This is a genomic window from Streptomyces sp. NPDC001920 (assembly GCF_053594495.1).
Genome location: NZ_JBSFEP010000009.1, coordinates 1 through 24,460, shown reverse-complemented (window position 1 = coordinate 24,460; position 24,460 = coordinate 1). Strand labels below are relative to the sequence as shown.

General features: G+C 70.7%; 29 protein-coding genes. 19 read left to right on the top strand and 10 right to left on the bottom strand.

What is annotated here, in order from left to right; translation table 11 throughout:
• Positions 1–79: 79 nt before the first annotated feature.
• The 7 genes from ACWCPI_RS16750 to ACWCPI_RS16720 form a co-directional block, all read right to left on the bottom strand.
• Positions 80–1,594, bottom strand: coding sequence for an ATP-binding protein (locus tag ACWCPI_RS16750; RefSeq protein ID WP_451038822.1), 1,515 nt, complete (start codon positions 1,592–1,594; stop codon positions 80–82).
• A gap of 28 nt (positions 1,595–1,622) precedes the next feature.
• A complete protein-coding gene (locus ACWCPI_RS16745) occupies positions 1,623–2,075 on the bottom strand; it encodes a DUF6238 family protein (RefSeq protein ID WP_451038821.1) in 453 nt (150 codons plus the stop codon).
• Between the two features lie 55 nt (positions 2,076–2,130).
• Entirely contained in the window at positions 2,131–3,603 is a 1,473-nt protein-coding gene (locus ACWCPI_RS16740; RefSeq protein ID WP_451038820.1) for an SCO6880 family protein, read from the bottom strand.
• 81 nt (positions 3,604–3,684) lie between these two features.
• Positions 3,685–5,064 carry an SCO6881 family protein gene (locus tag ACWCPI_RS16735; protein WP_451038819.1) on the bottom strand — a complete coding sequence of 460 codons (1,380 nt, stop codon included), beginning with the start codon at positions 5,062–5,064 and terminating at the stop codon, positions 3,685–3,687.
• Positions 5,065–5,101: 37 nt separating this feature from the next.
• Positions 5,102–5,794 (bottom strand): hypothetical protein, encoded by a 693-nt coding sequence (locus tag ACWCPI_RS16730; RefSeq protein WP_451038818.1) that lies wholly within the window; start codon positions 5,792–5,794, stop codon positions 5,102–5,104.
• On the bottom strand, positions 5,794–6,108 hold the full coding sequence (locus tag ACWCPI_RS16725) for a DUF6112 family protein (RefSeq protein ID WP_176119243.1): 315 nt from the start codon (positions 6,106–6,108) through the stop codon (positions 5,794–5,796). Before ACWCPI_RS16725 ends, ACWCPI_RS16730 begins: the two co-directional genes overlap by 1 nt.
• A gap of 141 nt (positions 6,109–6,249) precedes the next feature.
• Positions 6,250–7,383, bottom strand: coding sequence for a C40 family peptidase (locus ACWCPI_RS16720; RefSeq protein ID WP_451038817.1), 1,134 nt, complete (start codon positions 7,381–7,383; stop codon positions 6,250–6,252).
• Between the two features lie 516 nt (positions 7,384–7,899).
• Here ACWCPI_RS16720 and ACWCPI_RS16715 point away from each other — a divergent pair.
• From ACWCPI_RS16715 to ACWCPI_RS16625, 19 genes are all read left to right on the top strand, one after another.
• A complete protein-coding gene (locus ACWCPI_RS16715; RefSeq protein WP_093721462.1) occupies positions 7,900–8,655 on the top strand; it encodes a DNA-methyltransferase in 756 nt (251 codons plus the stop codon).
• A gap of 253 nt (positions 8,656–8,908) precedes the next feature.
• The gene (locus tag ACWCPI_RS16710) at positions 8,909–9,451 is read left to right on the top strand and encodes a DUF4913 domain-containing protein (RefSeq protein ID WP_451039051.1); all 543 of its coding nucleotides are present in this window, start codon (positions 8,909–8,911) and stop codon (positions 9,449–9,451) included.
• On the top strand, positions 9,448–9,933 hold the full coding sequence (locus tag ACWCPI_RS16705; RefSeq protein WP_451038816.1) for a hypothetical protein: 486 nt from the start codon (positions 9,448–9,450) through the stop codon (positions 9,931–9,933). The genes ACWCPI_RS16710 and ACWCPI_RS16705 overlap by 4 nt, the downstream gene beginning before the upstream one ends.
• An 18-nt stretch (positions 9,934–9,951) precedes the next feature.
• A complete protein-coding gene (locus ACWCPI_RS16700; RefSeq protein WP_451038815.1) occupies positions 9,952–10,650 on the top strand; it encodes a hypothetical protein in 699 nt (232 codons plus the stop codon).
• Between the two features lie 16 nt (positions 10,651–10,666).
• A complete protein-coding gene (locus ACWCPI_RS16695; protein ID WP_451038814.1) occupies positions 10,667–11,404 on the top strand; it encodes a hypothetical protein in 738 nt (245 codons plus the stop codon).
• A 146-nt stretch (positions 11,405–11,550) separates the two neighbouring features.
• Positions 11,551–11,877: an SH3 domain-containing protein gene (locus tag ACWCPI_RS16690; RefSeq protein WP_451038813.1), complete on the top strand. Its 327-nt coding sequence runs from the start codon at positions 11,551–11,553 to the stop codon at positions 11,875–11,877.
• Positions 11,878–11,974: 97 nt separating this feature from the next.
• Positions 11,975–12,457 (top strand): hypothetical protein, encoded by a 483-nt coding sequence (locus tag ACWCPI_RS16685; protein ID WP_451038812.1) that lies wholly within the window; start codon positions 11,975–11,977, stop codon positions 12,455–12,457.
• Positions 12,454–12,894 carry a hypothetical protein gene (locus tag ACWCPI_RS16680; protein ID WP_451038811.1) on the top strand — a complete coding sequence of 147 codons (441 nt, stop codon included), beginning with the start codon at positions 12,454–12,456 and terminating at the stop codon, positions 12,892–12,894. The genes ACWCPI_RS16685 and ACWCPI_RS16680 overlap by 4 nt, the downstream gene beginning before the upstream one ends.
• A 10-nt stretch (positions 12,895–12,904) precedes the next feature.
• Positions 12,905–13,318: a hypothetical protein gene (locus ACWCPI_RS16675; RefSeq protein ID WP_451038810.1), complete on the top strand. Its 414-nt coding sequence runs from the start codon at positions 12,905–12,907 to the stop codon at positions 13,316–13,318.
• A 45-nt stretch (positions 13,319–13,363) separates the two neighbouring features.
• A complete protein-coding gene (locus ACWCPI_RS16670; RefSeq protein WP_451038809.1) occupies positions 13,364–14,206 on the top strand; it encodes a winged helix-turn-helix transcriptional regulator in 843 nt (280 codons plus the stop codon).
• A complete protein-coding gene (locus ACWCPI_RS16665) occupies positions 14,203–14,715 on the top strand; it encodes a regulator (protein WP_451038808.1) in 513 nt (170 codons plus the stop codon). Before ACWCPI_RS16670 ends, ACWCPI_RS16665 begins: the two co-directional genes overlap by 4 nt.
• Positions 14,712–15,947 (top strand): MFS transporter, encoded by a 1,236-nt coding sequence (locus tag ACWCPI_RS16660; RefSeq protein WP_451038807.1) that lies wholly within the window; start codon positions 14,712–14,714, stop codon positions 15,945–15,947. The genes ACWCPI_RS16665 and ACWCPI_RS16660 overlap by 4 nt, the downstream gene beginning before the upstream one ends.
• A 32-nt stretch (positions 15,948–15,979) precedes the next feature.
• Entirely contained in the window at positions 15,980–16,282 is a 303-nt protein-coding gene (locus ACWCPI_RS16655) for a hypothetical protein (RefSeq protein ID WP_451038806.1), read from the top strand.
• A gap of 300 nt (positions 16,283–16,582) precedes the next feature.
• Positions 16,583–17,809, top strand: coding sequence for an ATP-grasp domain-containing protein (locus ACWCPI_RS16650; RefSeq protein WP_451039050.1), 1,227 nt, complete (start codon positions 16,583–16,585; stop codon positions 17,807–17,809).
• Positions 17,806–18,951 (top strand): MFS transporter, encoded by a 1,146-nt coding sequence (locus ACWCPI_RS16645; RefSeq protein ID WP_451038805.1) that lies wholly within the window; start codon positions 17,806–17,808, stop codon positions 18,949–18,951. The genes ACWCPI_RS16650 and ACWCPI_RS16645 overlap by 4 nt, the downstream gene beginning before the upstream one ends.
• Positions 18,948–19,568, top strand: a complete 621-nt coding sequence (locus ACWCPI_RS16640) for an HAD family hydrolase (RefSeq protein ID WP_451038804.1) — start codon at positions 18,948–18,950, stop codon at positions 19,566–19,568. Before ACWCPI_RS16645 ends, ACWCPI_RS16640 begins: the two co-directional genes overlap by 4 nt.
• Before the next feature lie 28 nt (positions 19,569–19,596).
• Entirely contained in the window at positions 19,597–20,466 is an 870-nt protein-coding gene (locus ACWCPI_RS16635) for a DUF317 domain-containing protein (RefSeq protein ID WP_451038803.1), read from the top strand.
• Positions 20,467–20,496: 30 nt separating this feature from the next.
• Complete coding sequence (locus tag ACWCPI_RS16630) at positions 20,497–20,985, top strand: hypothetical protein (protein ID WP_451038802.1); 489 nt, start codon at positions 20,497–20,499, stop codon at positions 20,983–20,985.
• Positions 20,986–21,191: 206 nt separating this feature from the next.
• Positions 21,192–22,217: a SpaA isopeptide-forming pilin-related protein gene (locus tag ACWCPI_RS16625; protein ID WP_451038801.1), complete on the top strand. Its 1,026-nt coding sequence runs from the start codon at positions 21,192–21,194 to the stop codon at positions 22,215–22,217.
• Between the two features lie 111 nt (positions 22,218–22,328).
• Here the strand turns inward: ACWCPI_RS16625 and ACWCPI_RS16620 are convergent, their stop codons facing one another.
• The 3 genes from ACWCPI_RS16620 to ACWCPI_RS16610 form a co-directional block, all read right to left on the bottom strand.
• Positions 22,329–22,529 carry a DUF6233 domain-containing protein gene (locus ACWCPI_RS16620; RefSeq protein WP_451039049.1) on the bottom strand — a complete coding sequence of 67 codons (201 nt, stop codon included), beginning with the start codon at positions 22,527–22,529 and terminating at the stop codon, positions 22,329–22,331.
• 788 nt (positions 22,530–23,317) lie between these two features.
• Entirely contained in the window at positions 23,318–23,527 is a 210-nt protein-coding gene (locus ACWCPI_RS16615; protein WP_451038800.1) for a hypothetical protein, read from the bottom strand.
• Positions 23,528–23,536: 9 nt separating this feature from the next.
• A complete protein-coding gene (locus tag ACWCPI_RS16610; RefSeq protein ID WP_451038799.1) occupies positions 23,537–24,460 on the bottom strand; it encodes a S8 family serine peptidase in 924 nt (307 codons plus the stop codon).

The following is a 24,460-nucleotide window of genomic DNA, read 5'->3' as shown; positions in this document are numbered from 1 at the left end:
GCTCGAAGTCCGGGTCACGCGGGGAGATACGAAAGTCCTTCGATGGGGTGTTGTCAGGATTCGTGAACTCGACGCTTTTTCAATGCATTCGGGCGTCGGTGTCGAAGAGCGCCAGCTCGTGGGGATGCAGCAGGTGCTGGACGATGAAGGATCTGCCAGCGACTTTCCACAGACCACGGCCCCGGTTGAGGTGCGCGATGGCGTTCATTTCCACGGAGGTCAGGCCCAGCAGGGCGGCGGCGGCGTGGAGTTGGTCGGTCTCCTGGCGGTAGATGATCCGGGTGCTGCAGTCGGCGAGGAGGCCCTCGGCCAGGGCGCGGCCTTGTGATCCGGCGTCGCCGGCGGTGAGCAGGTCGGACAGCCGGTGGATCACCATGAGGTTGGCGATGCCAAGGCCACGGCTGAGCTTCCACTGGGCCTGCATCCGCTGAAGCAGACCGACGTGCCGCATCAACCGCCACGCCTCGTCGTACACGATCCAGCGCCGGCCGCCGTTCGGATCGGAGAGGGCGGACTCCATCCAGGCACTTGCGCAGGTCATGGCTAGAACGAGGGCGGTGTCGTCGCCGGAGCCGCCGAGGCGGGACAGGTCGATGGTGAGCATCGGCGCGTGCGGGTCGAAGGCGACGGTGGAGGGGGCGTCGAACATGCCGGCCAGGTCACCGTGGACGAGGCGGCGCGTCGCGTGGGCGAGGTCGCGGGCGGCGTCGCCGAGCTGGCCGGACATCATGCCGGCGGCTTCGTCGAGCGCACTGGGGTTGTTGAGGGTGGTTGCGACGTCGCCGAGCAGCGGGGTGCGGCCGGTGGCGGCGGCGCGGGTGACGACGGCGTCGAGGGCGACGTCGAGGGTGGTGTGCTCCATGGGCATCAGGTCTCGCCCCAGGACCGTCCGGGCGAGGGAGCCGAGCAGGAGCAGGCGCCGTTTGCGGATCTCGCCGACCCAGTCGGCCTCCGTGACGCTCTGCGGGCGGGGGGCAGCGTCCAGGGGGTTGAGGCGTCCGGGCAGTCCGGGGCCGAGAGCGACGGAACGGCCGCCGAGGGCTTGTGCCACCGGCGTCCACTCGCCCTTGGGATCGCAGGGGACGTAGACGCGGTAGCCGAAGGCGACCGAGCGCAGCGCGAAGGACTTGGCGAGCGCGCTCTTGCCCTGGCCGATCACTCCGGCGAGCAGGAGGTTGGGGTTGGTGAATCCCTCGACCTTGCCGTACAGCGCGAACGGGTCGAAGACGAACGATGCCTCGGCGTGGACGTCGCGGCCGATGTAGATGCCCTCGGCGCCGAGGCCGCCTTCGGCCAGGAACGGGTACGCGCCGGCGGCCACCGCAGTCGTCATGCGGTGTGCGGGCAGCTTCAGCCGGTTGTTGCGCGCGGAGGCGGGCCCGGGACGTCCGCTCGGAGGGTAGAGCGGAGCGGGCATCTCGTGCTCGGCGGGTGTGCTCTCGGCCTGGTGGGCGCTGGCTTCGGCGCGGGCCTTGGCGGTGGCTTCGGCGAGCTTGCGGCGGGCTGCCTTGCGGCTGGCCCGGTCGGTGCCGTGGGGGGTGAACAGCGGGCTGGCGGAGGCGCGGCGGGCGCGGCGAGCGGGCCGGTGGCTCATCGGAGGCCCTCGATTCTGCGGGTGGTGCTCATCGCACGCAGGCCGTGGTATGCGGACGGAGGTCGGTGGGGGTGGTCTTGCGCCGGATGCTGTGCCCCGCGGCGAGGTGGCGTTGGCAGATGGTCAGCACGGGCGGCCCTTCGGGCAGCCGTTCCGGATGGCACGCGCTCGTCTCGGTATCTGCCTGCGCTGTGTTGCCGGGCAGCAGGTGGAAGGCGGCATGGAGCTCGGTGGCGGCCTGCCACAGCCGGGTGTGCGCGGTGGCGAGGTGGCGGCCTGCTGCAGGATGCGGGAGCCGCGCTACCTCGGCCAACTGGTCGATGAACCGGTGAAGTTCGGTGACGTGGGCGTGGAGGGTGTCGAGGTGCCCGCGATCCGGGGGCGCGGCACGGTTGAGGGCACGAGCGTGGTGGCGGACGCCTGCGGTGGCGGCCCGAAGGTAGGGGTGCGCGTCGGGCTCGCTGGGACGGGGATGGATCAATGGGAGGTCCTTGCCGCCAAAGAGGCGGGAGCAGGGTGCGGGGGCGAACTGGCAGCTACAGGGTGGTGCGGGCCAGGGGGAGTGCGGCGACGGCGAACGCGTCGGGCTGCTGGTAGTTCAGCCGTCGCAGGTCGACGCCCGAGGTGACGGCGTGGGTCTCGATCTGGGCGCAGGCGGCGTCCAGGAGGGCGTCGGTCTCGGCGGTGACGGTGACGAGGCCGGTCAGGGCGACGTCCGCGTGTCCGGCGATGAGCTGGCGCTCACGCTGTTTGACGTCGGCGTACTCGACGGAGTCTTCCTCGCTGTCGACCTGCCCGCGGCGGGCGCGCTCGTTGGCGTCGGCGATGATCGCGGCCTTCTTGCGCTGGACGTCCCGCAGGGCGGACTCGAGCCCTTGCGGCACGTAGATGAGGGACAGGCTGCGTCGCACGCCAGCGGTGAACATGAGGCCGTGCATGAATCCGGCTCCCGTTTCGGTGCGGGGCCAGTTCTCCACCCAATATGTGGCGTGCCGTGCGCTGTCGGTGGCGAGGCGGTCGTACTCCTCGACCTGGACGACGGGACCTGCGGCTGCGGGGTCGGCTTCGGCGCGGCCGGTGTGGGACCACTGCTGGAGTGCGGCGAGCGCCTTCGGGTCGTAGGCGGTGCGGATGACGGCGGCGATCTCCCGCGCGGTAAGCCACCCGGTGACCATCAGTCCGGCGTTGCGGGCTGCCTGGGCGATGGAGGCGGTGGTCTGCTCCATGACGGTGAACGCGCCGGGCAGCCCGCCGCCGGCCTGCGAGATCAGGCGCCGGGCGGCTTTGAGGTCGAGGGAGATGGCGAGGTAGGTCTCGTGGGGTGCGGCGGCGGGGCCGGCCGAGGCGACCAGTTCGGAGTAGATCTGTCCGGCGACCGGTGTCTGGGGCTGCCCGTTCTGGGCCCAGTGGCGGGTGAGGGTGTCGCCGCTGTCGGGGACGGTGCGCTCCAGCACCTGCACGGTGGCGATGTGACCGGTGCGGGCGATGCCCGCGAGCGTGCGTCCCCAGCTGCCCACGTTGTGGTTCTGGGTGGCGGGGTCGAGGAGGGCGAAGGCGCGGCTGCTGACCCGGGCGATGGCGGTCAGGGTCTGCCGGTGCGGGTCGTGCACGGCCGCGGCGCCGTTGGCTGAGTCGCCGGGCGTGACCACCTTGAGCGAGGCAGCCGTGCCGGGCAGATGCAGAAGGCCGTCCTGCCGGGGCCGGGTGACGGGCCGGGCGAGCCAGAGCGTCTGGCCGGTGCGTCGGCGCTGTGCGTAGCGGGCGACGATCGGCGCCCAGTCGATCAGGGAGCGTCCGTGCCGGCGGATCACAACGAGCGCACCGGATGCTGCCCACAGCGGGGTCAGGGCGACGGCGCCGACCAGCCCGGTGGAGACCACCGTCATCAGCAGCAGTGCCAGCGTGCAGGACACGAGGACGAGTTGGGGCAGGGAGAGGCCGAGGAGGATGCCGCGGCGGGACCGGTGCGGAAACTTCACCGTGACCGGGGCGACGGAGAGATCAGTCAAGGGGCGGGTCCTGAAGGCGCGGGTGGAACCCGGGGGCGGGAGGTGCAGTACACGTCCCGCCCCCGGTAGACGGACAGGGGATCAGAGGCCGGTCGCAGGCGGCGGCGGTGAGCCCGTTCCGCTGGGCGTGGCGTTCTGTGCACCGTGTGATGGTGGTGCGCCCTGCGGCGGCGGGGTCGTGGTCGGCGGCACGGACTGCCAGCCGCCTTGCTGGCCGGACGCGGCGCTCGCGCCGGATCCGCCCGGCCCCGGGCTGCCGCCCACCTGGCCGCTGGTGTCGTCGGAGACGCTCGTCGGCGCGGGCTGGACGGCCTTGTCCAGGCCGGACTTCATGGCACCGCCACCGGGCGAGCCGCCCGTTCCGCCACCCTGCGCATCGCCCTGGCCCCCTGCGCTGCCGCCGGTCGGGTTGGCGGCGATGTCGCCGGGGAATCCGCCTCCGCCAGCGTCGGGGCCTTGCGCGGCGGCGACGCCCGCTCCGGCTGCCGCGCCGCCGCTCCCTGCGGTGGCCGCTGCTGCCGCGGCCTTGCGGGCGGCGTTCTCGGCGTGGGCCTTGGCGATCTGCGCTCCTGCGCCGCCGGCGCGGTGGATGGACTCGCCGTCGGTGCCGTCGGCCGCCCAGTGCACGAACTTGAACACGGCATACGGGCACAGCAGCACCAGGACCATGATCACGATGCCGGACATGACGTCGGCGAGGGCGGCGATGCCGTCCTTGGCGTCGGTCTTGCCCATGGCGGCGATGCCGAGCACGAAGATCACGGTCATCAGCAATTTGCTGACGACGAGGGTGGCGGTGGCTTCGATCCATCCCTTGCGCCAGCGCCGTGCGACTTCCCAGCCGCCGCCGGCGGACGCGAAGACGGCGAGGGTGACCATGACGAGGATGCCGACCTTGCGGACCATCATCACGCACCAGTAGAGGAAGGCGCCGATGGCGGCGCCGAGCCCGACGACGACCGGGACGAGCCATCCCAGTCCGGCGAGGGCCCCGATCTGGCTGACCTTGACGATGCGGCGCACGGCCGACTCGATGTTCATGTGCGCGGTCTTGAACAGGCCGTCGCTGACGGCGTCGACGACTTCGACGGCGACCGTGGTCAGGGCGATGGCGCAGAACGCGAACAGGACCCCTGACATGGTGCCGGTGAACGCTTGGGTGAGGGCTTGTCCGTCGCGTCTGACGGCTGCCCGGACGAGTTGCGCGCAGAAGGTGGCGACCAGCAGGACCAGGCCCAGTGGCAGCAGCATCTCGTAGTTGTCGCGGAACCATCCGGCGTTCAGGTCGACCCTCGTGGTCGTGTTGACCGCCTTGGCGGCCAAGTCGGCCGCTGCCGCAGCCAGCTCACCTGCGGACTTCGCCATCCAGTCACCGATGGCCTTGCCAGGGTCCGAGGCGAAATCAACCGCGTCGCCGACGGCACAGAGCTTGTCCGCCAGGGGGTAATCACAGAAACCCACGGGGAATTACTCCTCCTTATCTCGTGTCAGGCGCGGGTCACTGCGTGACGCTCGGAGCGATGGCGGCCAGGGAACAGTCGTGGCCGGGGCGGCACTGCACCGCGAGGGTCACGGCGCGGTCCTCGGCTCCGCCGCCCTTCTTCCAGGCGATCTGCTGCTTGCCGTTGACGGTGACGACGTAGATGTACGCCTCGGTGATCGCCGAGGGGTCCTCCGCGAGGGCCTGCTTGAACGCGCCCGGGTAGTGGCCTTCGGTGACGCGGGCGGAGGCGTGCTGGTCCTGGTCGGTCATCCGCGACCACAGCAACGGATCCGGGACCTGGCCGGAGACGGACGCCCAGTCGGCGTAGGTGGGCTCCTTGGTCATCCACGCGCGCATGCCGGCGAGCTGCTGGTCGCGACTGGTGTCGCGCGTGTCGTAGGACCACAGCATCTGGGCTGCTGCCTTGGCGTACGCGACCGGCTCGGCGATCTGCGGAGGCTTGGGCACGGAACCGGAGCCGGCCTCGGGTTTCGGGGCGGGGGCCTCGGAAGAGGACGGGCTGTGCGTCGCGGCCGGCCCGGCAGCGGTCGGATCCCGGTGGGCGTTGCCGCTGCCGGACAGCCAGGCGACGGCTGCGGCGATGGCGAGCAGGACGGTGACGACCAGAGCGACGATGGCGATGCGTCGGTTGGCCGACCAGCCGACACCGAAAGAGGACAGCGAGAGGGTGGGGAATCGGTTCCGCATCAGTGAACCTGCGAGCCGAGGGTGGAGAAGAACGCGACGATTCCGTTCGCGGCGCCGAGGCCGAGGGCGGCGCCCGCGGCGACGACGGCGCCCTTCTTTCCGTTGGCCTCAGCCTGGTGGCCACCGGTGTGGTGGCCCCAGGCCCACACGCCGAGCGAGACCGCGAGGGCGCCGACGACGGCGATGATCCCGAACATGTTGATCGAGTTGACGACGTTCTTCAGCACGCTGAGCCCGGGCAGGCCGCCGCCCTGGGGCGAGATCCCTGGGTCGTAGGCGAGCTGGATGACGCGGTCTGCGAGAGGGAGGGACATAGGTGTGGCGGGCTCCTTGCATACGCGGGCCAGACGAGGGGCCGGCGGGGGGGAGAGGGAAGCAGAGGGGGCGGGGAGATGCGCTCGGGGCGCGGGAGATCGCCGCGGCGGCCGGCCTGGAGCGGTGGCCGGGCGGTGGCGTCAGATGACGCGGCGGGCGGCGAGAATCGTCCAGTCCTTGATCGGGGTGATCCGGACCGGCTTGGTGGTGCGCGGTGCCTCGATCACGAGGCCCTCGCCGATGTACATGCCGACATGCTCAGGCCGGCTCGCGGTACCGCGGCTGAAGATGAGGTCACCGGGCTTGAGCTGGGCGGGCGAGACCGCCTTGCCTTCGTTGACCTGCGTGTACGTGGTGCGGCTGAGGGTGACGCCGGCGTGTGCGTACGCCTGCTGCATCAGCGAGCTGCAGTCGCAGCGGCCCATCGGGTCGGGACCGTGGGCGTTGGTGCAGGATCCGCCCCACTGGTAGAGGGTGCCGAGCTGGTGCATCGCCCACTCGATGGCGTTGAGTGCCTTCGGGTCGGCGTCCTTGGGGATCTTGTATCCCTTCGGGACGCTGCCCTCGGGGATCGGGCCGAAGCCGGAGCCGTCCTGGCCCGGAGCGCAGCCGGTAGTGCCAGCTCCCGGCTCCTTGCCTGGGTTCGGCTCCACGGCGTCCTTGTTGTTGCCGGCGCCGGGGAACGTCTTGGCGATGGCTTCCTGCAGCGCGGTGGCCAGGTGCTCCCACTGCGCGTAGGCGTCCGGCAGGCCGGACTGCTGGACGGCTTGGGCGGCCTGGGTGACGGTCATCTGCTGCCAGCCGTTCACCTTGAGCAGGTGCTTGTAGAACTGCTCGCTCGCGTACGTCGGGTCACGGATCTGCTCGGCGGTGCCCCAGCCCTGGGAGGGACGCTGCTGGAACAGCCCAAGGCTGTCCCTGTCGCCGTAGTTGAGGTTGCGCAGCCTCGACTCCTGCATCGCCGTGGCGAGCGCGATGACCTGGCCCTTCTTGGGGACGTCGAGGCTGATACCGGTGGCCACGATCGTCTGGGCATTGGGCACCTGCTCGGCGGGCAGGTCCAGGCCCTCGACGTGGACGTTCTTGCCGGACGCCCCGTCGAGGATCTTGGTGACCTGCTCGGCGACCTTGCCGGTGTCGATGTCGTTCAGGCAGATGAGGGAGCTGCTGCTGCTTTGAACGGCGTCCGCGGAGGACGCCATCATCATGCCGGTGCCGGCGAGCAGAAGCGGGGAGAGGAAGACGATGCCGATGCCGGCGGCGAGCGCCTTCAACCGGAGCGGACCGCTCGTGGGTCAGCGAGGTCGGGCAGGGGTGGGTAGCGAGACGTCATGAGCGTGTCCTTCGGGGGGTGCGGTGTCCGACGTGCCGCGTGCGCGAGGCGTGGTGGAAGGGCGCGGCGGCCGGGGTGGGCGATCAAGGCGGACCGATGCGGGGCGAGTTGCCGCTCGCACCCAGCTGGCCGGGCCGTGAGCTAGGTGTGCCGGGGCAAGGGGGTACCTCCGTGAGGTGTGGCGGGGGAGTAGCCAGCGGCGGTGTGCGCCGGGCGGTTCAAAAACATTAGATGCGGATTGGCGGTTGACCAAAAAGCTGGCGCGAGGTGCCGGAATCCGGCACCCTCGCACGGCACTTCTTGGTCGTCGGCGGATTCACCTCTACAGTTTTTGGACTCCCCTCGCCTCCTCGGTCTGCGGCCCTGGGCTTCTGCACGCCCACTTCCGGCCTGCGAGGACTCCTGTGCGAGGCGGCTAGTTCCCACCGTGAATCCGCACCCGAATAGGGGCCCCTCTTTGCCTTTTTCCCTTCACCAGGGCGACGCCCTGGCCGTTCTCTCCGGCCTTCCGGACGGCTGCGTCGACTCCGTCATCACCGACCCGCCGTACAACAGCGGTGGCCGGACCGCGAAGGAGCGCACCACCCGCTCCGCGAAGCAGAAGTACACCTCCGCCGATGCCAAGAACGACCTCGCAGACTTCACCGGCGAGAACATGGACCAGAGGTCCTACGCGTTCTGGCTGACGCAGATCATGACCGAAGCGCACCGTCTGACGAAGACCGGCGGGACCGCGCTGCTGTTCACCGACTGGCGTCAGCTCCCGACGACGACGGACGCGATCCAGGCCGCAGGGTGGCTGTGGCGCGGTGTGCTGGCCTGGCACAAGCCGCAGGCCAGGCCGCAGAAGGGCCGGTTCACCCAGAACTGCGAATTCATCGTCTGGGCGTCGAAGGGGGCGATCGACGGCTCCCAGAACCCGGTCTATCTGCCCGGCATGTACTCGGCGTCGCAGCCCTCGGGCGCGCAGCGCCGGCACATCACGCAGAAGCCGGTCGAGGTGATGCGCGAGCTGGTCAAGATCAGCCCCGAGGGCGGCACGGTCCTCGACTTCTGCGCCGGCTCCGGCTCCACGGGCGTGGCCGCTCTGCTGGAAGGCCGGGACTTCATCGGCGTGGAGAAGACCGAGCACTACGCGTCGATCGCGGCCGACCGGCTCACCGAGACGATCCGCGAAACCCTCACGCAGGACGACGTGGACCTTACCGGCTGAGCCCCGTCCTTGCCTGCTGCCAAGGCGACCGGCTCCCCAAGCGTAGCCGTCGGCGACATACCGCCGCAGTGGCCGTGCAGCTCGCCGGATGGGCCGCGCGCAGACGCTTCCGTCCTTTTCTCATCCCGTGTCTCGTAGGAGGCCGAGCTTTTCAATGCCCGAATCAACAAAGTCGCCTGACGATGGCGAGTTGGAGCCGGTTCGTATTCCGGACCGACAGCTGGAGGGAATCGAGGCGAGCGTGCGGCGGCTCATGGAGCAGTCGGCGCAACAGGCTCAGCAGCTCGACCACCTCGCGTCCGCCTCGCCGTCCAGCGGATCACCGTTCGCGGCCTTCGGCATGCCAGGACTCGGTGGGCCGCCTCCCGCCGCTCCACCGGAGCCCCGCCCGATCCTGGAACTCGATGGAGAAGAACGCGAGGACGAACTCGACGCCCTGTCCGACTGGGTGGATGACTTCTTCCTCCCGGTGTACGGGGCGGAGGTCACCACCGCGGCTCCCTGGTGCCTGCAGTGGCAGGAGCACGACGACGTGGTGGCCTGGCTCCACGCCCTGTGGCTCGCCTACCAGCAGCACAAGGATCCCGAAGCCGGGCTGTCCGGTCTGTTCGTGTGGCACCGGGACTTCCTCACCCACGCCGTCGCGGCGATCCGCGCGCCGGGTGGGCCGCTGTCGGCCTGCATGACCTCGCCCGACCGGCCCGCGCACCGCCTTCTGCCCGGCCCGCCGCCGTCCGTGCGCACGGAGACGGCGAACACGACACAAGCCGCCGAACCGGACGAGCCGACGTCATGACCGCGGGAGCGGGACAGCCCGCCTTCGCACTGAGCTTCGACCCCCGCGCGCTGACCGATCTCCTCCAGGCCCCCAGCGACATACGCGACCTCACCCTCGCCTACCTGCAGGATGTCGTGAACGCGCAGCGCTTCGGCCTGCGTCTCGACGGTGACCTGGAGGGATTCAGGAAGCTGTTCGTGGACTCGCGCAAGGACTGGCGTGTCGTCTACGGTGTCCGCCCGGCACCCGCGGAGTCCGCGCATCCCAAGGAGATCCACGTCGTCGCCATCCGGCCGCGAGCAGGCAACGACGTCTACGACGAGGTCGGCCGCCGCCTAGGGATGCCTCGTCGGCCGCTGAGCGCCCGCACCCACGCGGCACGCTCGCGTTCCCCGCAGCTGACCACCCGCGCTCCCGTACCCCGGCCCGGTCCGCCGCCCACCCCACTGCCGGGGCTGCCCCGTCCCGCCCCTAACCCCGCGCACCATCACACCCGCTGAACGCACAGAGGTCCGCCTATGCACCCTCCACCCGCGCCGGCACCCACCCGGCGTGCGGTCTCCCCGCTCGACCACCGCCTCCAAGCCGTCACCGGGCACGACATCGACACCGTGTGGGCCTACCGCGACCGCGGCATCCTCGACGAGCAGCACGCCCACCTGGTCGACCGGCACCGTGAACTGGCCAAGGCCCAGACCAGCGTCACCTTCTACCTCCGGCTCCTCAACCGCCTGTCCAGCGGCGAGTTCGACGTCGACAGCGCCCTGTTCACGCGCATCGACCGCACCGTGGACCAGCTGGAAGAGGCCACCGCCGCGCGGGACGCCGCGGCTAGGAAGGTGCTCGCCGCCCTGGAGCCCATCGAAGCAGCAGCGGCGGCTTGCGCGCCCGACGCCCGGCAGCTCTCGACGGATGATCAGGCGGCGCTGCTCGCCATCGCCGGCGGCGCCAAGCTCTACGAACACCTGCTGACCGGCCGGATGTCCGTCACAGCCGCCTCCGATATCCGCACCCCCCACGCTGAGCTGCAGCAGTTGGAAGACGCCGGCCTGGTCGTCCGGGACACCGGCCACCCCTTGCACGCCGGCCAGCCGGTCGCGCTCACCGATGCCGGACGGGCCGCGCTGTTCGCCGCCCGCCGGGCCCCCACGGTGCAGGCGCCGAAGGTCTCGGCTCGCCCCGGCGCAGCGCGGCCCACCCCGGCGCAGCGGCGCTGACTTCACCGAAAGGCTCTTGTTGTCTCCCACCGACCCGGCGCCGGACCGGAAGTCCATCCCCCAAGTCGACTTCGACCTGGACGACCTCGACGCCGACGAGGAGAAATACCTCGACTTCTACCGCAAGGTCGCCGTCCACGAGGACATGCTCGTTCCCCTCGCCGAACACCACGACGGCCCGCACAGCTACTACGTCCTGTTCGACCGCACCGCCACCTGGGGACACCCCGGCGTGCCGCAGGTGCTCGCCGTGCATCTGCAACGGGACCACGAGAAGCGGACGTTCAGCTTCGAGCATGCCCCTCTGCCGCTGCCCGCGATGGCACAGTCCTGGCTCATCCACCGTGGCTGTCCGCCCGATGCCATCGCCCTCGCCCCGCTGGGCCCGCCGCCGGCGGACGAGGCCACGCGAGCCCTGGAGCGACGCCTCGCCGGCGACGGCGACCACTACGCCATGGGCTACTCCTACACCAGCGACGACCCGGAAGACATGGTCATCGTCGTGGCCCTGCGCGCCCTGGACGAGCGAGCCCCCTCACCGTTCCGCGTCGTGGTCGAAGAGGTCGACACCGAGACGTGGACGCACACCCTGCGCGAGGGCGGCTTCGACACGCTCGGCAAGGCACTGCAGTGGTGCGACGACCGGCTTGCCGGGCAGGCCAGCCCTCTTCCGCCGGTCCGCCCAGCCGCCGCCAGCCGCCCGGCCGGTGTGGTCCAGGCCCCTGCGCCGCGCCCGCCCGGCCGCTCACGCTGAGCCTCAAAGCCGACCAGGGCGGCGCAACATAGCCGACGATCGCCGGTTAGCCAAACCGGCGAATCTCCGGACTCTTATACAGCCGCCGGTACAACCCCGCGGCACCTTCCCCGCAATCCCTATGCCTTCACGGAGGTTTCTTCCGCATGCGCTCCACCCGAATTGCCGTATCCGCAGCCATGCTCGGCGCACTCGCTCTGCCGGTGCTGTCCGCCACCACCGCCAGCGCGACCCCCGCGAGCAGCTGCTCGTCCCAGCCGCCGCTGCCGTATGAGGTGCACACCGCGGCCGTGACCATCCGGTCCAAGGCCACCACGCATTCCACCGCGCTCGGCGTGCTCTACAAGAGCCACAAGTTCACCGTGCACAAGAAGAGCGGCAACTGGCTCTACATCACGGACAAGACCACCGGGGTCAAGGGCTGGGTCTCCGGCACCTACGTCTACCGCGACGTCCGAATGTGCACGGACTGACAGGCCCACAGCAGGCGCCCGTAAGCGGCCTAGCCACCGGGTACGGCAGCCCTCCCATTCCCCAGCGATCGGCCTTTTGAGAACAGGAGATTTCCCTTTGTCCGATGACATATCCGATGACGCCGAGGATGTCGTGGGCGTGCTCACCGAACGGATTGAAGCGCGTTTCGGCATGGACATGGGGCAGTTGAAGGCTGCTGTCGGCGCCGCGCCGACCGCGAATCCTGACGCCACCAACGTCGTCAAGTGGCACGGTCTTCTCGTCGAGGCCCAGTCCCTGCTGGACCGTGCGGAGGACGATCTTGTTGCTGCGCTGCATACCCAGCCCAGCGAGGTTGACGATCCGACGATGGGCCTCGCTCACCGGGTGAACGCGGCCGTTACCGCCCGCGACGGACGGGCCTTGGTCGTGCGGTGGCTCCTCGACCCGGACGCTCCGGGGAAGAAGGACCTCGCCGCCCAGCGCCTCGCTCGCCTCCGGCCCCGCACCGGCCCGGCGGTGCAGACCAGCGCTCCCCACCGGCCCGCCGGTACAGCCGCACCCGCGTCGGCGTGGCGGTCGGCAAGGGCCGCCCGATGAGCCGGGACAAGGCCAGCACCATGGACGCCGACCTGCACATGATCTTCGGAAGGCCGGTGCCCGAGCTATACGAGGCGGCTGCCGGCCAGGATGCCTCGCCCGCGCTCGCCCGTGCCCTGGAGCTGCGTTCGTTCCTGGCGCTCACCGAGGAGCAGGTCGCCCGCGTCCGCGACCGCGTCTACGCCGACATGGATCCGGACCGCGACATGGGTGAGCTGTCGGCGGACAAGCTCCGCTTCGACGCGCAGTGGCTGGAGGCGGCGCTCGACGCCCGCGACGGCTACCGCGCCGCCCTTCGCGAGTTGCTGTGCACCATGCCCCCGCCCGGCCAGCGGGCCTGGCCCGCCCGCACGCAGCTCACGGCCGCCGCATCCCTGCCCCCGTCTGCCGCCCCGGCACCCCAGCGTGCCGGGGCGGCCCGGGCCCGCCGACCGTGAAAGCCCCCGATTGCCCCATCTCACGTCCACCGAGATAGCCGGACGGATCGAGGACCTGTACGGCGCGCCGCTCGCCGACCTCGAAGCCCACGCCCAGGACCAGCCGCCCGGCATGCTCTCCGCCCTGCTCGGCATGCACGAGGGCCTCGCCCTCGCCGAGCGCAGCATCGACGTCCACCGCGACCGTCTCGCCCGGCTCCTCCACGCCGAGCGGCAGATCGGCCCGCACGAGGTCTCCCACCTCCTCGACGGTGCACGCCGGCTCGCCGAAGCCGTCGCCGTCCGCGACGTCCAGGCCAAGTCGGCCGCCGCCGTCCTGCAGAGCCTGGCCCGCGTCCCGGCCCCGACGCCTGCCCCGCCGGCTTGCTCGCCGCCCGTTCCGGCTCCGCCTGTTGCGACGCCGAGCCCAGCGCCCAGCCGCTGACCCCCCAGGCGATCCCTCTCTTTCCTTCACCCAGGAGTTCCTCCCTTGGCCATTGCCGCTCTGCCCCCTGACACCGACGCCGACATCGCCCGGGTCACCGAGGCCCTCGCCATGATCACCCCGCGCTGGAACGTGAGGATCCTCTTGGCCCTCTCCGGCCCGCCGCTGCGCTACAGCGAGCTGGCGGGCAAGGTGTCCTGGCTGCAGAACGGCCAGCTCCACCCCAAGCTCAAGTCGTTGTGCGACGCCGGGCTCGTCGAACGCACCGAACACACCGCACGGCACGTGACCTACCGCCACACCGAACGTGGCGCGGCCCTGCTGCCGGTTCTGCCGGTGATCGTCACCTGGGCCGAGGAACACCTGGAGAAGGCGGACCGCCCGCTGCCCGCGATCGAGCAGATCGAGGACAGCCTCACCCTGCTCACCCGGCGCCACGCCGCCGCCATTCTGTGGGTGCTGAAGTCCCGTGAGGAGGTCAGCGGCCGGGCTCTGGCCCGGATCGTGATGCCCAGCAGCGACTGGACCAACATTTATCCGCCGCTGCGGCAGCTCGTCGCCGACGGCCTGGTCGACACCGAGGGCCTCGGCCGGCCCTACCGGCTGTCCGCGGCCGGTGACGGCCTTGGCCCCGTGCTCGGCGCCCTGTCTGCCTGGTCCGCCGGGCAGAGCCTCGACCAGGCGGCCCACCATCCGGTCTGGGGACACCCGCAGGCGAAGCCCGCGCCGGGGCCGTGGCTCAGCAGCCAGCCACGGCCGACCTCCGCGGTGCTCCCACCCGCTCGGACGACCGGATCCTCTCCGGCGTGGCACCACCGCGATCTCTTCTCGCACGCCACGACCGCCCGCCCGAAGGCAGCCATGCCGACGGGCGGCCCGCGCCGATGAGCATCCCCTTCACTCCTGCCGAAGTGCGCCACGCTGTCGAACTGCTGGCCTCGCGCTCCTTGATCCGCCTGGTCACCGAGATCGACGACAACGGCGCTATACCGCCGCGACGGCTGGCCGGCAACCTGCCCGACCTCTCCACGCACCAGCTGCAGAGCGCCTCCGACACGGCCCGCGCCCACGGCCTCGTCCGGATCGCGCCCGGCTCCGGTCTGGAACTCACCGACGGCGGAATGGAGTTGGCCGACCTGTACGACGCGATGGCTCGCTGGGCCCGGCGTCACGCCTTCCCGGCCCCCGTCTGCGAGTTCAGCCGCCGTATCCGGCACGTCCTCGACCTGTTGGCGCCCTCGCTCACCACCGAGCAGGGCGAGGGCCTCGCACCGCTGTCCGCCGTGACCGGCGCCGGGGCGGCGGCGGACCTTGCCCGTCCCCGCACGCTGCTGATCCAGTGGCTGGCCGCTAACCCCGAGGTGGCCAGGGCGTTCGAGCCTGAGCCGGTCGCGTGAGCGCAGCGGTCACACCCCGGCACGCACGCCACACCGCCGGGCTGATGCGCGGCATCTACCTGCCGCGTACGGCGGATGCGTTGGCGTTCGCCATGTCCACCTATGGCATCCCGCTGCTGGTCCTGGCCACCACGCGCTCCGCCGCGCTCACGGGAGCGGCGTTCGCGTTGGAGTGGATCCCGAGGCTGGCGGCTTTCGGGTGGGCCGGATCGATCGTCGACCGGCGCGGGGCGTCGGTCGTCTTCCACCTCGCCTCCCTGGGACGTGCGATGGCTCTCGCCGCCGGCGCGGTCCTGCTCCGCCTTCACCCGTCCGGCACGGTGGCGAGCGTGACCGTGATGGTGCTCGCGGCGGTCACGGGCGTGCTCACCGAGTTCAGTTACATCGCGGCCGAGACCGCGGGCGCTGCCGCCGGCCGCCGAGCGGGAAAGCGGGCCCATCGCGTTCAGGCCGTCCTGCTCGGCATCGACCAGATTGCGACCCTGACCGGACCGGCGCTCGCCGCAATGCTCCTGCTCGCCGGGCCACCGCCGATGCTCGCGGTGATCACCGTGCTGTCGCTTCTCGCCGCGCTGCTCGCCCTGCGCACACCCCCCTCGCCCGTCGCCCCGGCCCGCACGCCGAAGCGGCAGGCCAGCGCCGGGCTGCTCACCGGGTGGCGCACCATCCGCTCGCTACCCGCGCTCGGCTGGCTCGTGACCGGGCTGACCCTGTCCAACCTCGCCACCGGGCTCCTTCAAGCGGCCGGCCCGGTGATCGTCGTCAAACACTTCGGGCAGTCCACCACCGACGTCGGCCTGGTCTGGTCCGCCGCTGCCGGAGCGACGCTCCTCAGCGTCACCCTCTGCCGGGTTGCGATCGACCGCCTGGGCCTGTGGCCGGTCGGCGCCGCCTGCGCAGCCCTTGCCTCGCTCGCCACTCTCGCCGCCGCCCAAGCCCCCGACTACCTCTCCTACCTCGTCCTGGTCGCGGTCCTCATGGCGGCAGACGGCGGCATGACGGTAGTCCTGCGCACCGTGCGCTCCCGCCTGATCTCAGCGCAGAAGTTCGGCAGCACCCTGTCGGCGACCATCCTCATCCTGCTGCTGCCGTTCCCCGTCGCCGGCGTACTGACCGCGCTCACCCCGCCCGACGCGATGGGCCACGTCATCACGGCCTGCGCCGTCCTGCAGGCCCTCGGCCTGCTCTGCGCCTTCGCCCGACTGCGCACCGATCCCGCCCTGCGCACCTGACCCTGCTGCGCCCCCAGCCTGTGGAGAACCTCATGCCCACCGCCGTCCTCGGGACGAACCGCGCGAGCGGTCGCACCATCACCGAGCAGTTCAACGCCTTCGACGCGCACAACCCGCACGTCTACCGCGCCCTGGAACGCATGGCCGCCCGCCGCCTTGCCTCCGGAGCCACACGGGTCAGTTTGAAGGACCTCTTCGAAGACCTGCGCCGCCAACTCCCTTATGGAGTCGCCGGGCTGAACAACGACTTCACCGCCCTCTACGCCCGCCGACTGATCGGCGATCACCCCCACTGGGTCGGCGTGTTCGAACTTCGCCGCCGCCGCGCCGCCTAATGGGGTGTCTGACCATCCCCACTCTCCCATCGCTTCCGCGCCCTCCCTCGGCTGGACGAAGGCGGCCGGTCGGGGCGCCGAGCAGGCCCTCGTCAGACACGTGCAGGCTCCCGGGCTGCATGAGCAGCCTCGGCCCGAGGTCCCACCACGCCGCTGGCCGCGCGTCGGTTGCTCGCCGAGCAGCCGTCCTCCGCCGCTGCGGTCCGCCGCCCCACGCCCTCCGCCTTCCCACCCCTCCCGATCCCGAGGAGCTAGCTCTTGTCCGACCGTCCTGTCGTCCTGGTAGTTGCCGCAGCCGACATGGAGGCCGAGTCGTACCGCGGGTACTGCCTTCAGTCCGTGGCCGCCGCCTATGACGTTGTCTTGATCACTGGCGAAGAGCCCTCATGGGAGGTGCCGTACCTGCGGGACTGCGTGGTCGTGTCCGATCCGACCGATCAGGCGGCGCTGTCCGCAGCCGGCCGGACCCTGGCAGAACGCTACGACCTGGCCGGGGTGGTCACCTGGACCGAGTGGTACCTCGTCCCCGTGGCCCGCCTCGCCCGCCAGCTCGGCCTGCCCACCACCGCCCCGGAGGCCATGCAGGCGTGCCGCAACAAGGCCACGTCCCGTGCGCTGTTCGCACGGCACGGCGTGCCGTCGGCTGCTTCGGTGAGCGTGCGCACCCTGGCCGAGGCCGAGGCGGCGGCCCAACGGATCGGCTACCCGCTCGTGCTGAAGCCCGCCGCGCACGCGGCCAGTATCGGAGTGATCCGTGTAGACACCCCCGAACAGCTCACCGCAGCCTTCGCGTTCGCCGACCAGGCGGCCGGGCCCGGGCGGGAGTCCACCAGCGTGCTCGTGGAGGAGTACCTCGACGGGCCCGAGGTGTCGGTCGAGTGCGTTACCTACCGCGGCGAGACCACCGTGGTCGCGGTCACCCGAAAGACAGTCAGCGCTCCGCCCTTCTTCGAGGAACTGGCCCACTGCGTGGACGCCGCCGACCCTCTTCTCGACGTAGTGACCCCTGTGGCACGGGCCGCGATCCGCGCTCTGGGGATCACCGACGGCGTCTGTCATGTCGAGATGCGGCTTGTCGACGGCCGACCGCGGCTCGTCGAGGTCAACGGCCGGATCGCTGGCGACATGATCGGCCACCTCGTCCGACTCGCCACGGGCATCGACCTGCCGCGCGCCGCCGCCGACATCGCCTGCGGCCGAACCCCCGACCTCACCCCCGCCCGGTCATCGGCCGCCGCGATCCAGCTGCTCTACCCGGACACCTCCGGCACCCTGCTCCACCTCGGCTTCGACAGCTTCAACCCGGACTGGCTGGACCGCGTGCACTTCCAGCACCAGATCGGCGACCAGCTGCTTCTCCCGGCCGACGACGGCAACATGTGGACCGCACGGATCGGCTACCTGATCACCACCGCGCCCACCGCGGACCTCGCACAGGCCCGCGCCGAGCAAACCGCCCGCCGCATCCAGGTCCACGTCGAGCCCCGCCCGGCCGACGAACCTGTCACCGCTGGGCGCCCCGCATGAACCGCACCGACGCTTCCCTCCGACGCAGCCGCGCCCTGCTGACCGGCTACTTCCTCGGCCTGGGCATGGTGATGGCAGTCTGGGGCGCCCGGATACCGGCCGTCCAGCACGCCACCCACCTCACAACCGGCAGCCTCTCCCTTGTCCTGCTCGCCGCCGCCGTCGGTATGGTCGCCGGACTGCAGGCCGGCGGCCGGCTCGCCCGGCCCGAACGCCTCCCCGCGCTCCTGATCGGCGGAGCTGTCGCACTGTCAGCAGCCCTCGCCCTGCTGGGGCAATGCCGGACGCTGGCCTCGCTGCTCGCAGCGGCGCTGGCCTTCGGCGCCGCGCACGGTGTCCTGGACGTCGCCGTCAACACCGGGGCGGTCCGCTGCCAGAACGCCTTTGGCAAGCCCATCATGTCGTCCCTGCACGCCGCGTACTCGATCGGCGCGCTGGGCGGCGCCGCCCTGGCCGCCGCCACCGCCGGCACAGCCCACAGCGCTCTGTTCCTGACGGTCGACGCTGCGCTGACAGCGAGCGTACTCGTGGCCGTGCCGAGCACCCTCACGTTGAGCGGCGCCGACCCCAAGACCTTCGGCCCCCAGGGAGCCGGTCGGGACCGGGCTCCGGGGAGGGTATGGCTGCTGGGTGGGCTGGCGGCTGCCAGCCTGCTGGGGGAGGGAGCGGCAGCCGACTGGGCCGCCGTGCACGTGCACGCCCTGCACGCCGGTACGGCTGTCGCTGCGAGTTCCTTCGCCCTCTACAGCACCGGCATGGCAATCGGCCGACTGACCGGCGACCGGCTCACGACCCGCTTCGGTGCCCCTGCCGTGGTCCGCGCCGGCGCGGTGCTCGCCGCAGCCGGACTGGCCACCGGCGTCCTGGCCGACAGTGTGGCCGCGGCGCTGGCCGGCTGGGCGGTCTTCGGGCTCGGCCTGTCCGGCACCGTCCCTTCCCTGATCACCGCCGCCGGGAGCCACGGGCCGAGGGCCGTCGCCACGGTTTCCGTCACCGGCTACCTCGGACTGCTCGCTGGCCCCGCCCTCATCGGCGCCCTCGCCAGCATCACCACCCTGCCCACGGCCCTGCTGCTGCCCGCCCTCCTCGCAGCCACCCTCGCCGCCCTCGCCCGTCGCGCCCTGGAGAACACCGCCCCTTGACCCACCCCACCAGCCTCGACGCCGTCATCCTCGACTACAACGGCGTCATCGGACTTCAGCCCACCCGCGCCCACTGGCTCCGACTGGCCCGCACCGCCTCCTGGCCCGAAGACGATCTCGCAGGTTTCCGGCGAGCCTTCTGGAACGCCCGCGACCTCTACGACGCCGGCCAGCTCAGCGACCTGGCGTACTGGGCGCGTGTCCTTGGCGCCCACCCCGGCTCCCGCCTGCTGCGCGAACTCCTTGCCGCAGACACCGCCATGTGGACCGAGACCGACGAGAACGTCCTGGCCGTCCTACGCCGCGCCCACGGCACCGGACTGCGAATGGTGCTGCTCTCCAACGCACCCGCCCACCTCAGTACCGTGCTTGACACCCACGGGTGGCGACGCGTGATGACCCAGGCGCTGTACTCAGCCCGACTTGAGGTGTGCAAGCCAGACCCGGCCGCCTACCAACCCGCCCTGCAGGCCACCGGAGTTCGCGATCCACGACGCGTTCTGTTCGTGGACGATCGTGCCGACAACTGCCGGGCCGCTGCCCGCTTGGGCCTGCGGACGCTGCACTACACCGGCTCCAGCGATGTCCTCCAAGAAGCCCTGGTGCTCGCTGCCTGACCCGTCCGCCTTCACCACTCAGGAACCTGTGACCTCTCACGACGACCTGCGCACGATTGACGGAGACGTCTTCGCCTCTCCGCGCCACCTCGCCTCTACCACCGGGATCGGCGACCCAGCCCTCGCCCCGCTCATCGACCTCGGCTGGGACCTCCATAACGACGACCTCGGCAACGCCTACGTCAACGCCCCCGACCGCAAGGTCCGCCTGGGCTACCTCCCCGAGGGGGAGGATGACGGGCTCTGGCGCATCAACGCCTACCGCGATCCGTTCGGGCCACCGACCTGGGGCGTCTGTTTCAACGACCGAGTCCCGACCGAGTTCGTCCAGGCGTTCACCACTGTCCTCGCCACGGCGTACAAGCAGGGGCCGGACGCTTACCTCGCTCGGCCGGTCTCCGGGACCGACGAGCACGATCCCTTCCTCGCCGTCGTGCCCCTGCTGAAACAGGGTTGGGAGATCGACCGCCCGCGCTGGGGCGTCTTCGCCATCCAGGCCCCGGACGGACTCGCCGGCCTGGAGTTCACCACCGGCGACCTCGACCCGGAAGCCGAACTGGCGACACGGGATGCCCGCTGGCAGCTGTGGGCGGGCAACTCCATCGACCGGCCCGTCTGGTACGCCACGGCCAGTACCGACACCCCCGTCGCCCTGCTCACCGCCGTCACCCAGAGCGTTGCCGATCCGGCTCCGCTGCCCCGGTGGCGCGAGGACACCTTCAGCTACATCAAGGGCATGGCCCAGCTCACCCCGATCCTTCCGCCCGGACCGCCGGCCCCCACCCCGCTCGATGTGCAGCGCGCCGCCGCGTCCCGCCGCCCGGCCGCGCTTTCCGCGGCCAGCGTCCCGCGCTGGAGCACCACCAGCCGACCGGCTCTGCCCGGTCCCCGTCGATAGGACCAGCCCGACTCCTATTGGAGATCCCTCTTGTCCCTGCAGACCCCGGAGTTCTTCGCCGAGCTGTGCCTCCCCTTCCACGACAGCACCGTCGTGGGCAACACCTACTTCGCCGCCCCCGTCCCCGGTGTCCCGCTGCGGCTGCGGATCGATTTCACCGGCACCATCCACGCGGACACCTACGGCGGCCTGCGCCTGGCGGTCGTCCACCCAGACCGCGGCGAGATCGACGCAGTCGCCCTCAGCTTCCTCGACCACGGCACCTTCCACCGCCGCGACGAAGCGACCAACACCCGGCCGAACACCAAGCAGTACGCCACCTTCGACACGTACCACCGCCCCGGCCGGCCCCCGTGGGAGGGAGCCGTCACCACCGGACTGCGCGACGCCATCGAGCAGTACACCGCCGTCTGGTTCCCCGGCGCCTGGACCGCGTCCGCGCCGAGCCGCGCTGCAGGCCGGACCGCGCACAGGTCTCCCGCCGTGCCGGTCACACGCAGCGGCACCCGCGCCCGCTGAGCCGCGCCTGCACCGCTCTCCACCGAGCCACTGCACCGCACCGTCCAGGACGTACCCGTCCATACTCGCCGCGCCCTCTACGTCGCCACCACGACAGCCAAGCAGCAGCACGGCAGCACACCGGTTGCCCCGCCGCCTCCCACTCCGGTCCCTGGCCGAACCCCATGACCTCCCCCCGCCCCCCTGACCAAGGAGTCCTCTTCCTCGTGCACGCACGATTCGTCCGATCCGCCGCCGTCGCCGTCGCGGTGACCGGCACCCTCACGTGGGCGCCGGCCGCGAGCGCCCTGCCCTCCGAGCCGACCCCCTCGGCGTCTGCCGCTCCTGCCGACACACCGGCCCCGGACGCGGGCAGCGTCGAGATCACGACCAAGGACACGGCCGGGGACGCGCTCCCCGGCGCCGCGTTCCTGCTGCTCGACGCCGCCGGCGAAGAAGTCGGGCGTGGGAAGACCGACGTGCAGGGGAAGGTGACCTTCCCCGATCTTGCGCCGGGCGTTTACCGGCTCAAGGAGACGGCCTCCGGCAGCCCGCTCCACGAGGTCGTCGCCGACCAGGACGTCATCGTCACCCCGGGCGCGACCACACGGCTGACGATCACCGACCCGTTCAAGGCAGCCAAGGTCCTACTGCAGGCCAAGGACGACAAGACCGGCAAACTTCTGCCCGGCGCGACGGTGAACATCGGCACCGGCGCCTCGCCGTTGCTCACTCTGACCACCAGCGCCAAGGGCACGGCCTCCGGAGAACTGCCGGTGTCGACCCGGAAGACGGAGTTCTGGGTCAAGGAGATCAAAGCCCCTGCCGGGTACGACCTTTACAAGCCGTCCAAGTCGTTCACCGCAGGCCCCGGCGATCCGGTGACCGTGACCGTCACCAACGCCAAGACCGCCACCGACCCGAAGCCTGACCCCTCGGACAAGCCGACGCACAAGCCCAGCGGCGCCCCGTCCACCCCCGCGGACAAGCCGGGTAGCGGGACGGGAGGGGCCAAGCCCTCCCCGCAGGGCACCGGCACACCGGATGCTGCCTCCTCGTCCGCCGCGGCCCCGGTCGGCGACTCCACGCCGAAGGCGCCGGCAGGCTCCCTCGCCCACACCGGCGCCGACGCCACCCCGTGGATCGCCGCCGGCGCGGGCTGCCTTGTCGTCGCCGGCGCCATCACCCTGGTCGCTGTCCGCCGTCGTTCGTCTACCGGTTCCGAGCCCGAGGACAGCGGCAAGACCAGCTAACCGAAGAGCAACCACCGCCAGCAGGCCCCCGGGAGCGCTCTCCGGGGGCCTGCTGGCGTCTCGGCCCGACGCCCTGATGGTCAGCCTTCGGAGCCAGCGGCGGACCTTCTGCTATCCGTTCCCTTGGCCGAATTCGAGCGCCGGGACGAGCACAGCCGCCGCGTCGCAGTCGGTACAGGCCCGAGCCCCCTCTCGCATCAGGGCATCCATGGCTTCCTGCGTGCCCAGTTCCGTTCCGCCGCCCGCTGCGTGACGGCACGTGGCGTCATGCACGACCGTCCGGTCCCGGTGCCCGGGTACGGGGCGGACCACCCAGCCGTGGGCTGGCCGTGGCGGAGGGCCGGGCAGACGCCGGGTCGGCACGCCGGAAAGATCCGCTCCTTCGATGGGCGTCAGCTGCCGATCGGTAACCCAGACGGTGTACTCGGCGGCCTCGACCCCGTCCGGGCGCGCGACCCAGGACGGGATGCCCACGAGGTAACGCCACGGATGGGGACCGGCCACCTCCCGGCGTGCGTGGAGCCGGACCCGCACGGTCTGCCCGTCCGGCAGGGTCAGCGATATGTCGGCCGGAGGGGATCCAACAGCTCGCCGGTCACCGTGCGGGCTGGTCACCTACCGGGCCCCTGGTTCCAGCTCCCGCGCCGAGGAGCGCAGCGCTGCCCGCTGCCCGGTTCCGGCCTGCTGCCAGTAGGGGTGCCACCACACCTGGACCGACAGCTCCAGCAGGCGGCGGCGCAGGGCTGTCGTCCGCTACCTGTTCGCCGGGTCGGCTAGGTTCCGATACGTCCGTTCCCAGGCACACTGCGCGGCGACCAGGTCCTCGGGGAGAGCAGAGCAACGCATACCAGCTATTGCATCATGTGTTCGATTTACGGCGCATGCTTGCGGGTAGGCGGCTATGACGCTCAGCGTTAGTTGACCGTTCGCAGCGTTAGTCTGATGGTTACTCTGTGTGACGGTAGGGTGGGGGTGTGGGACACAATAGATCTTTCGGTGTGCCCTCGACCCAAGTGGAAGAATGAGCAATCAAGGCGCTTTCCGGCGTGAATCGGGGCGAAACTCCGAGCCCGTGCGCGTAGAAGCCGGGAGGGCGGCGGTCAGCCGGTGAACGAACGAGCGACCTGCTCTGGGGCCACGGTCCACTCTTCTGATGATGGCAGGGCGCGCTTGACCGCGTCCTCGTCTGACTCGACCAGGAAGATGTTTGGCATCTGTTGGTCGACCAGGCGGGACCCTGCGGGAAGCACCGCTAGGAGCTCTTCGGCGCTGACCGTTTGCGCTCCGCGATACCAGATCACCAATCGCACGACACCACCTTACGGGATTCGTCCCGCTCCTTCATGGGCTAGTGCAAGTCCGATCGGAACAGCGTTGCTGAGCAGGTGATTCTTCATGTCGGTGGTGCGCTGCCGACTGGGCGGTTCGGTGAGCCACTGGGTTCCGGTGAGCGCGCGTGCTGCGGCTGCTGTGGCGACGGCGCAGGCTTGTGACGTGCCGCTGCGGGGCCCGTACCCTCCTCCTGGCTGGGCAGACAAGATTCCGGCTCCTGGAGCGATAAGGTCTACGGCACCTTCGGGTCTGTAGTTCGAGAAGGCTGCGAAGAAGTCATCGGGGTCGCGGACGGACTGAGGCCCGACAAAGCTCTTTTCGAGGGAGTCGGCTGGGAACGTGCCGATCCGCCCTGCTGCGGCTACGGCCATGGTGTTGGGGAGTGCGGCAGGCAGCGTGATGGTGCCGCCCCATTCGTTGCCGGCCGCTGCCATCAAGATGGCACCACGGTCGGCAGCCCAGATATCAAGTTCACGTAGGTTGGCGTCATAGGCGAGACCGCCAAGACTCAGATTGATCAGGTGGCAACCCTGTTGTACCGCTGCCACCACAGCCATGAGTACCGCGAATGAGGTGGCCTCATCTGAGTTCGCACCGAACACCCGGTAGCTGTAAATCTCGGCAGCGGGAGCGATGCCTACCGGTCCTCGGCTCAGGAAGTTCGCGATGACCCCGGCCACGTGGGTGCCGTGCCCACTCCCGTCGTCACCGTAGTCGTCCTCGGGCTCGCCCCTGACTAGGTTCTTGCCGGCGACAACAGGCACCATCTCGGCGTCGATGCCGTGATCAACTACTGCAATCCGTACCCCTGCACCACTAGACGAGTAGTTCCGATTGCGGGGTTCACGGACGCAGGGAGGGTGTCCAACATCGGGTTGTGACGACCGAGTTAGACACCCTCTTGACCGCAC

Excerpts from the sequence above, each read along its gene's own strand:
- ACWCPI_RS16645 (WP_451038805.1), top strand. The coding sequence starts at position 17,806 with ATGAACCGCACCGACGCTTCCCTCCGACGCAGCCGCGCCCTGCTGACC.
- ACWCPI_RS16750 (WP_451038822.1), bottom strand. The coding sequence starts at position 1,594 with ATGAGCCACCGGCCCGCTCGCCGCGCCCGCCGCGCCTCCGCCAGCCCG.
- ACWCPI_RS16730 (WP_451038818.1), bottom strand. The coding sequence starts at position 5,794 with ATGCGGAACCGATTCCCCACCCTCTCGCTGTCCTCTTTCGGTGTCGGC.
- ACWCPI_RS16650 (WP_451039050.1), top strand. The coding sequence starts at position 16,583 with ATGGAGGCCGAGTCGTACCGCGGGTACTGCCTTCAGTCCGTGGCCGCC.
- ACWCPI_RS16665 (WP_451038808.1), top strand. The coding sequence starts at position 14,203 with ATGAGCATCCCCTTCACTCCTGCCGAAGTGCGCCACGCTGTCGAACTG.
- ACWCPI_RS16710 (WP_451039051.1), top strand. The coding sequence starts at position 8,909 with ATGGAGCAGTCGGCGCAACAGGCTCAGCAGCTCGACCACCTCGCGTCC.
- ACWCPI_RS16725 (WP_176119243.1), bottom strand. The coding sequence starts at position 6,108 with ATGTCCCTCCCTCTCGCAGACCGCGTCATCCAGCTCGCCTACGACCCA.
- ACWCPI_RS16700 (WP_451038815.1), top strand. The coding sequence starts at position 9,952 with ATGCACCCTCCACCCGCGCCGGCACCCACCCGGCGTGCGGTCTCCCCG.
- ACWCPI_RS16655 (WP_451038806.1), top strand. The coding sequence starts at position 15,980 with ATGCCCACCGCCGTCCTCGGGACGAACCGCGCGAGCGGTCGCACCATC.
- ACWCPI_RS16705 (WP_451038816.1), top strand. The coding sequence starts at position 9,448 with ATGACCGCGGGAGCGGGACAGCCCGCCTTCGCACTGAGCTTCGACCCC.
- ACWCPI_RS16680 (WP_451038811.1), top strand. The coding sequence starts at position 12,454 with ATGAGCCGGGACAAGGCCAGCACCATGGACGCCGACCTGCACATGATC.
- ACWCPI_RS16690 (WP_451038813.1), top strand. The coding sequence starts at position 11,551 with ATGCGCTCCACCCGAATTGCCGTATCCGCAGCCATGCTCGGCGCACTC.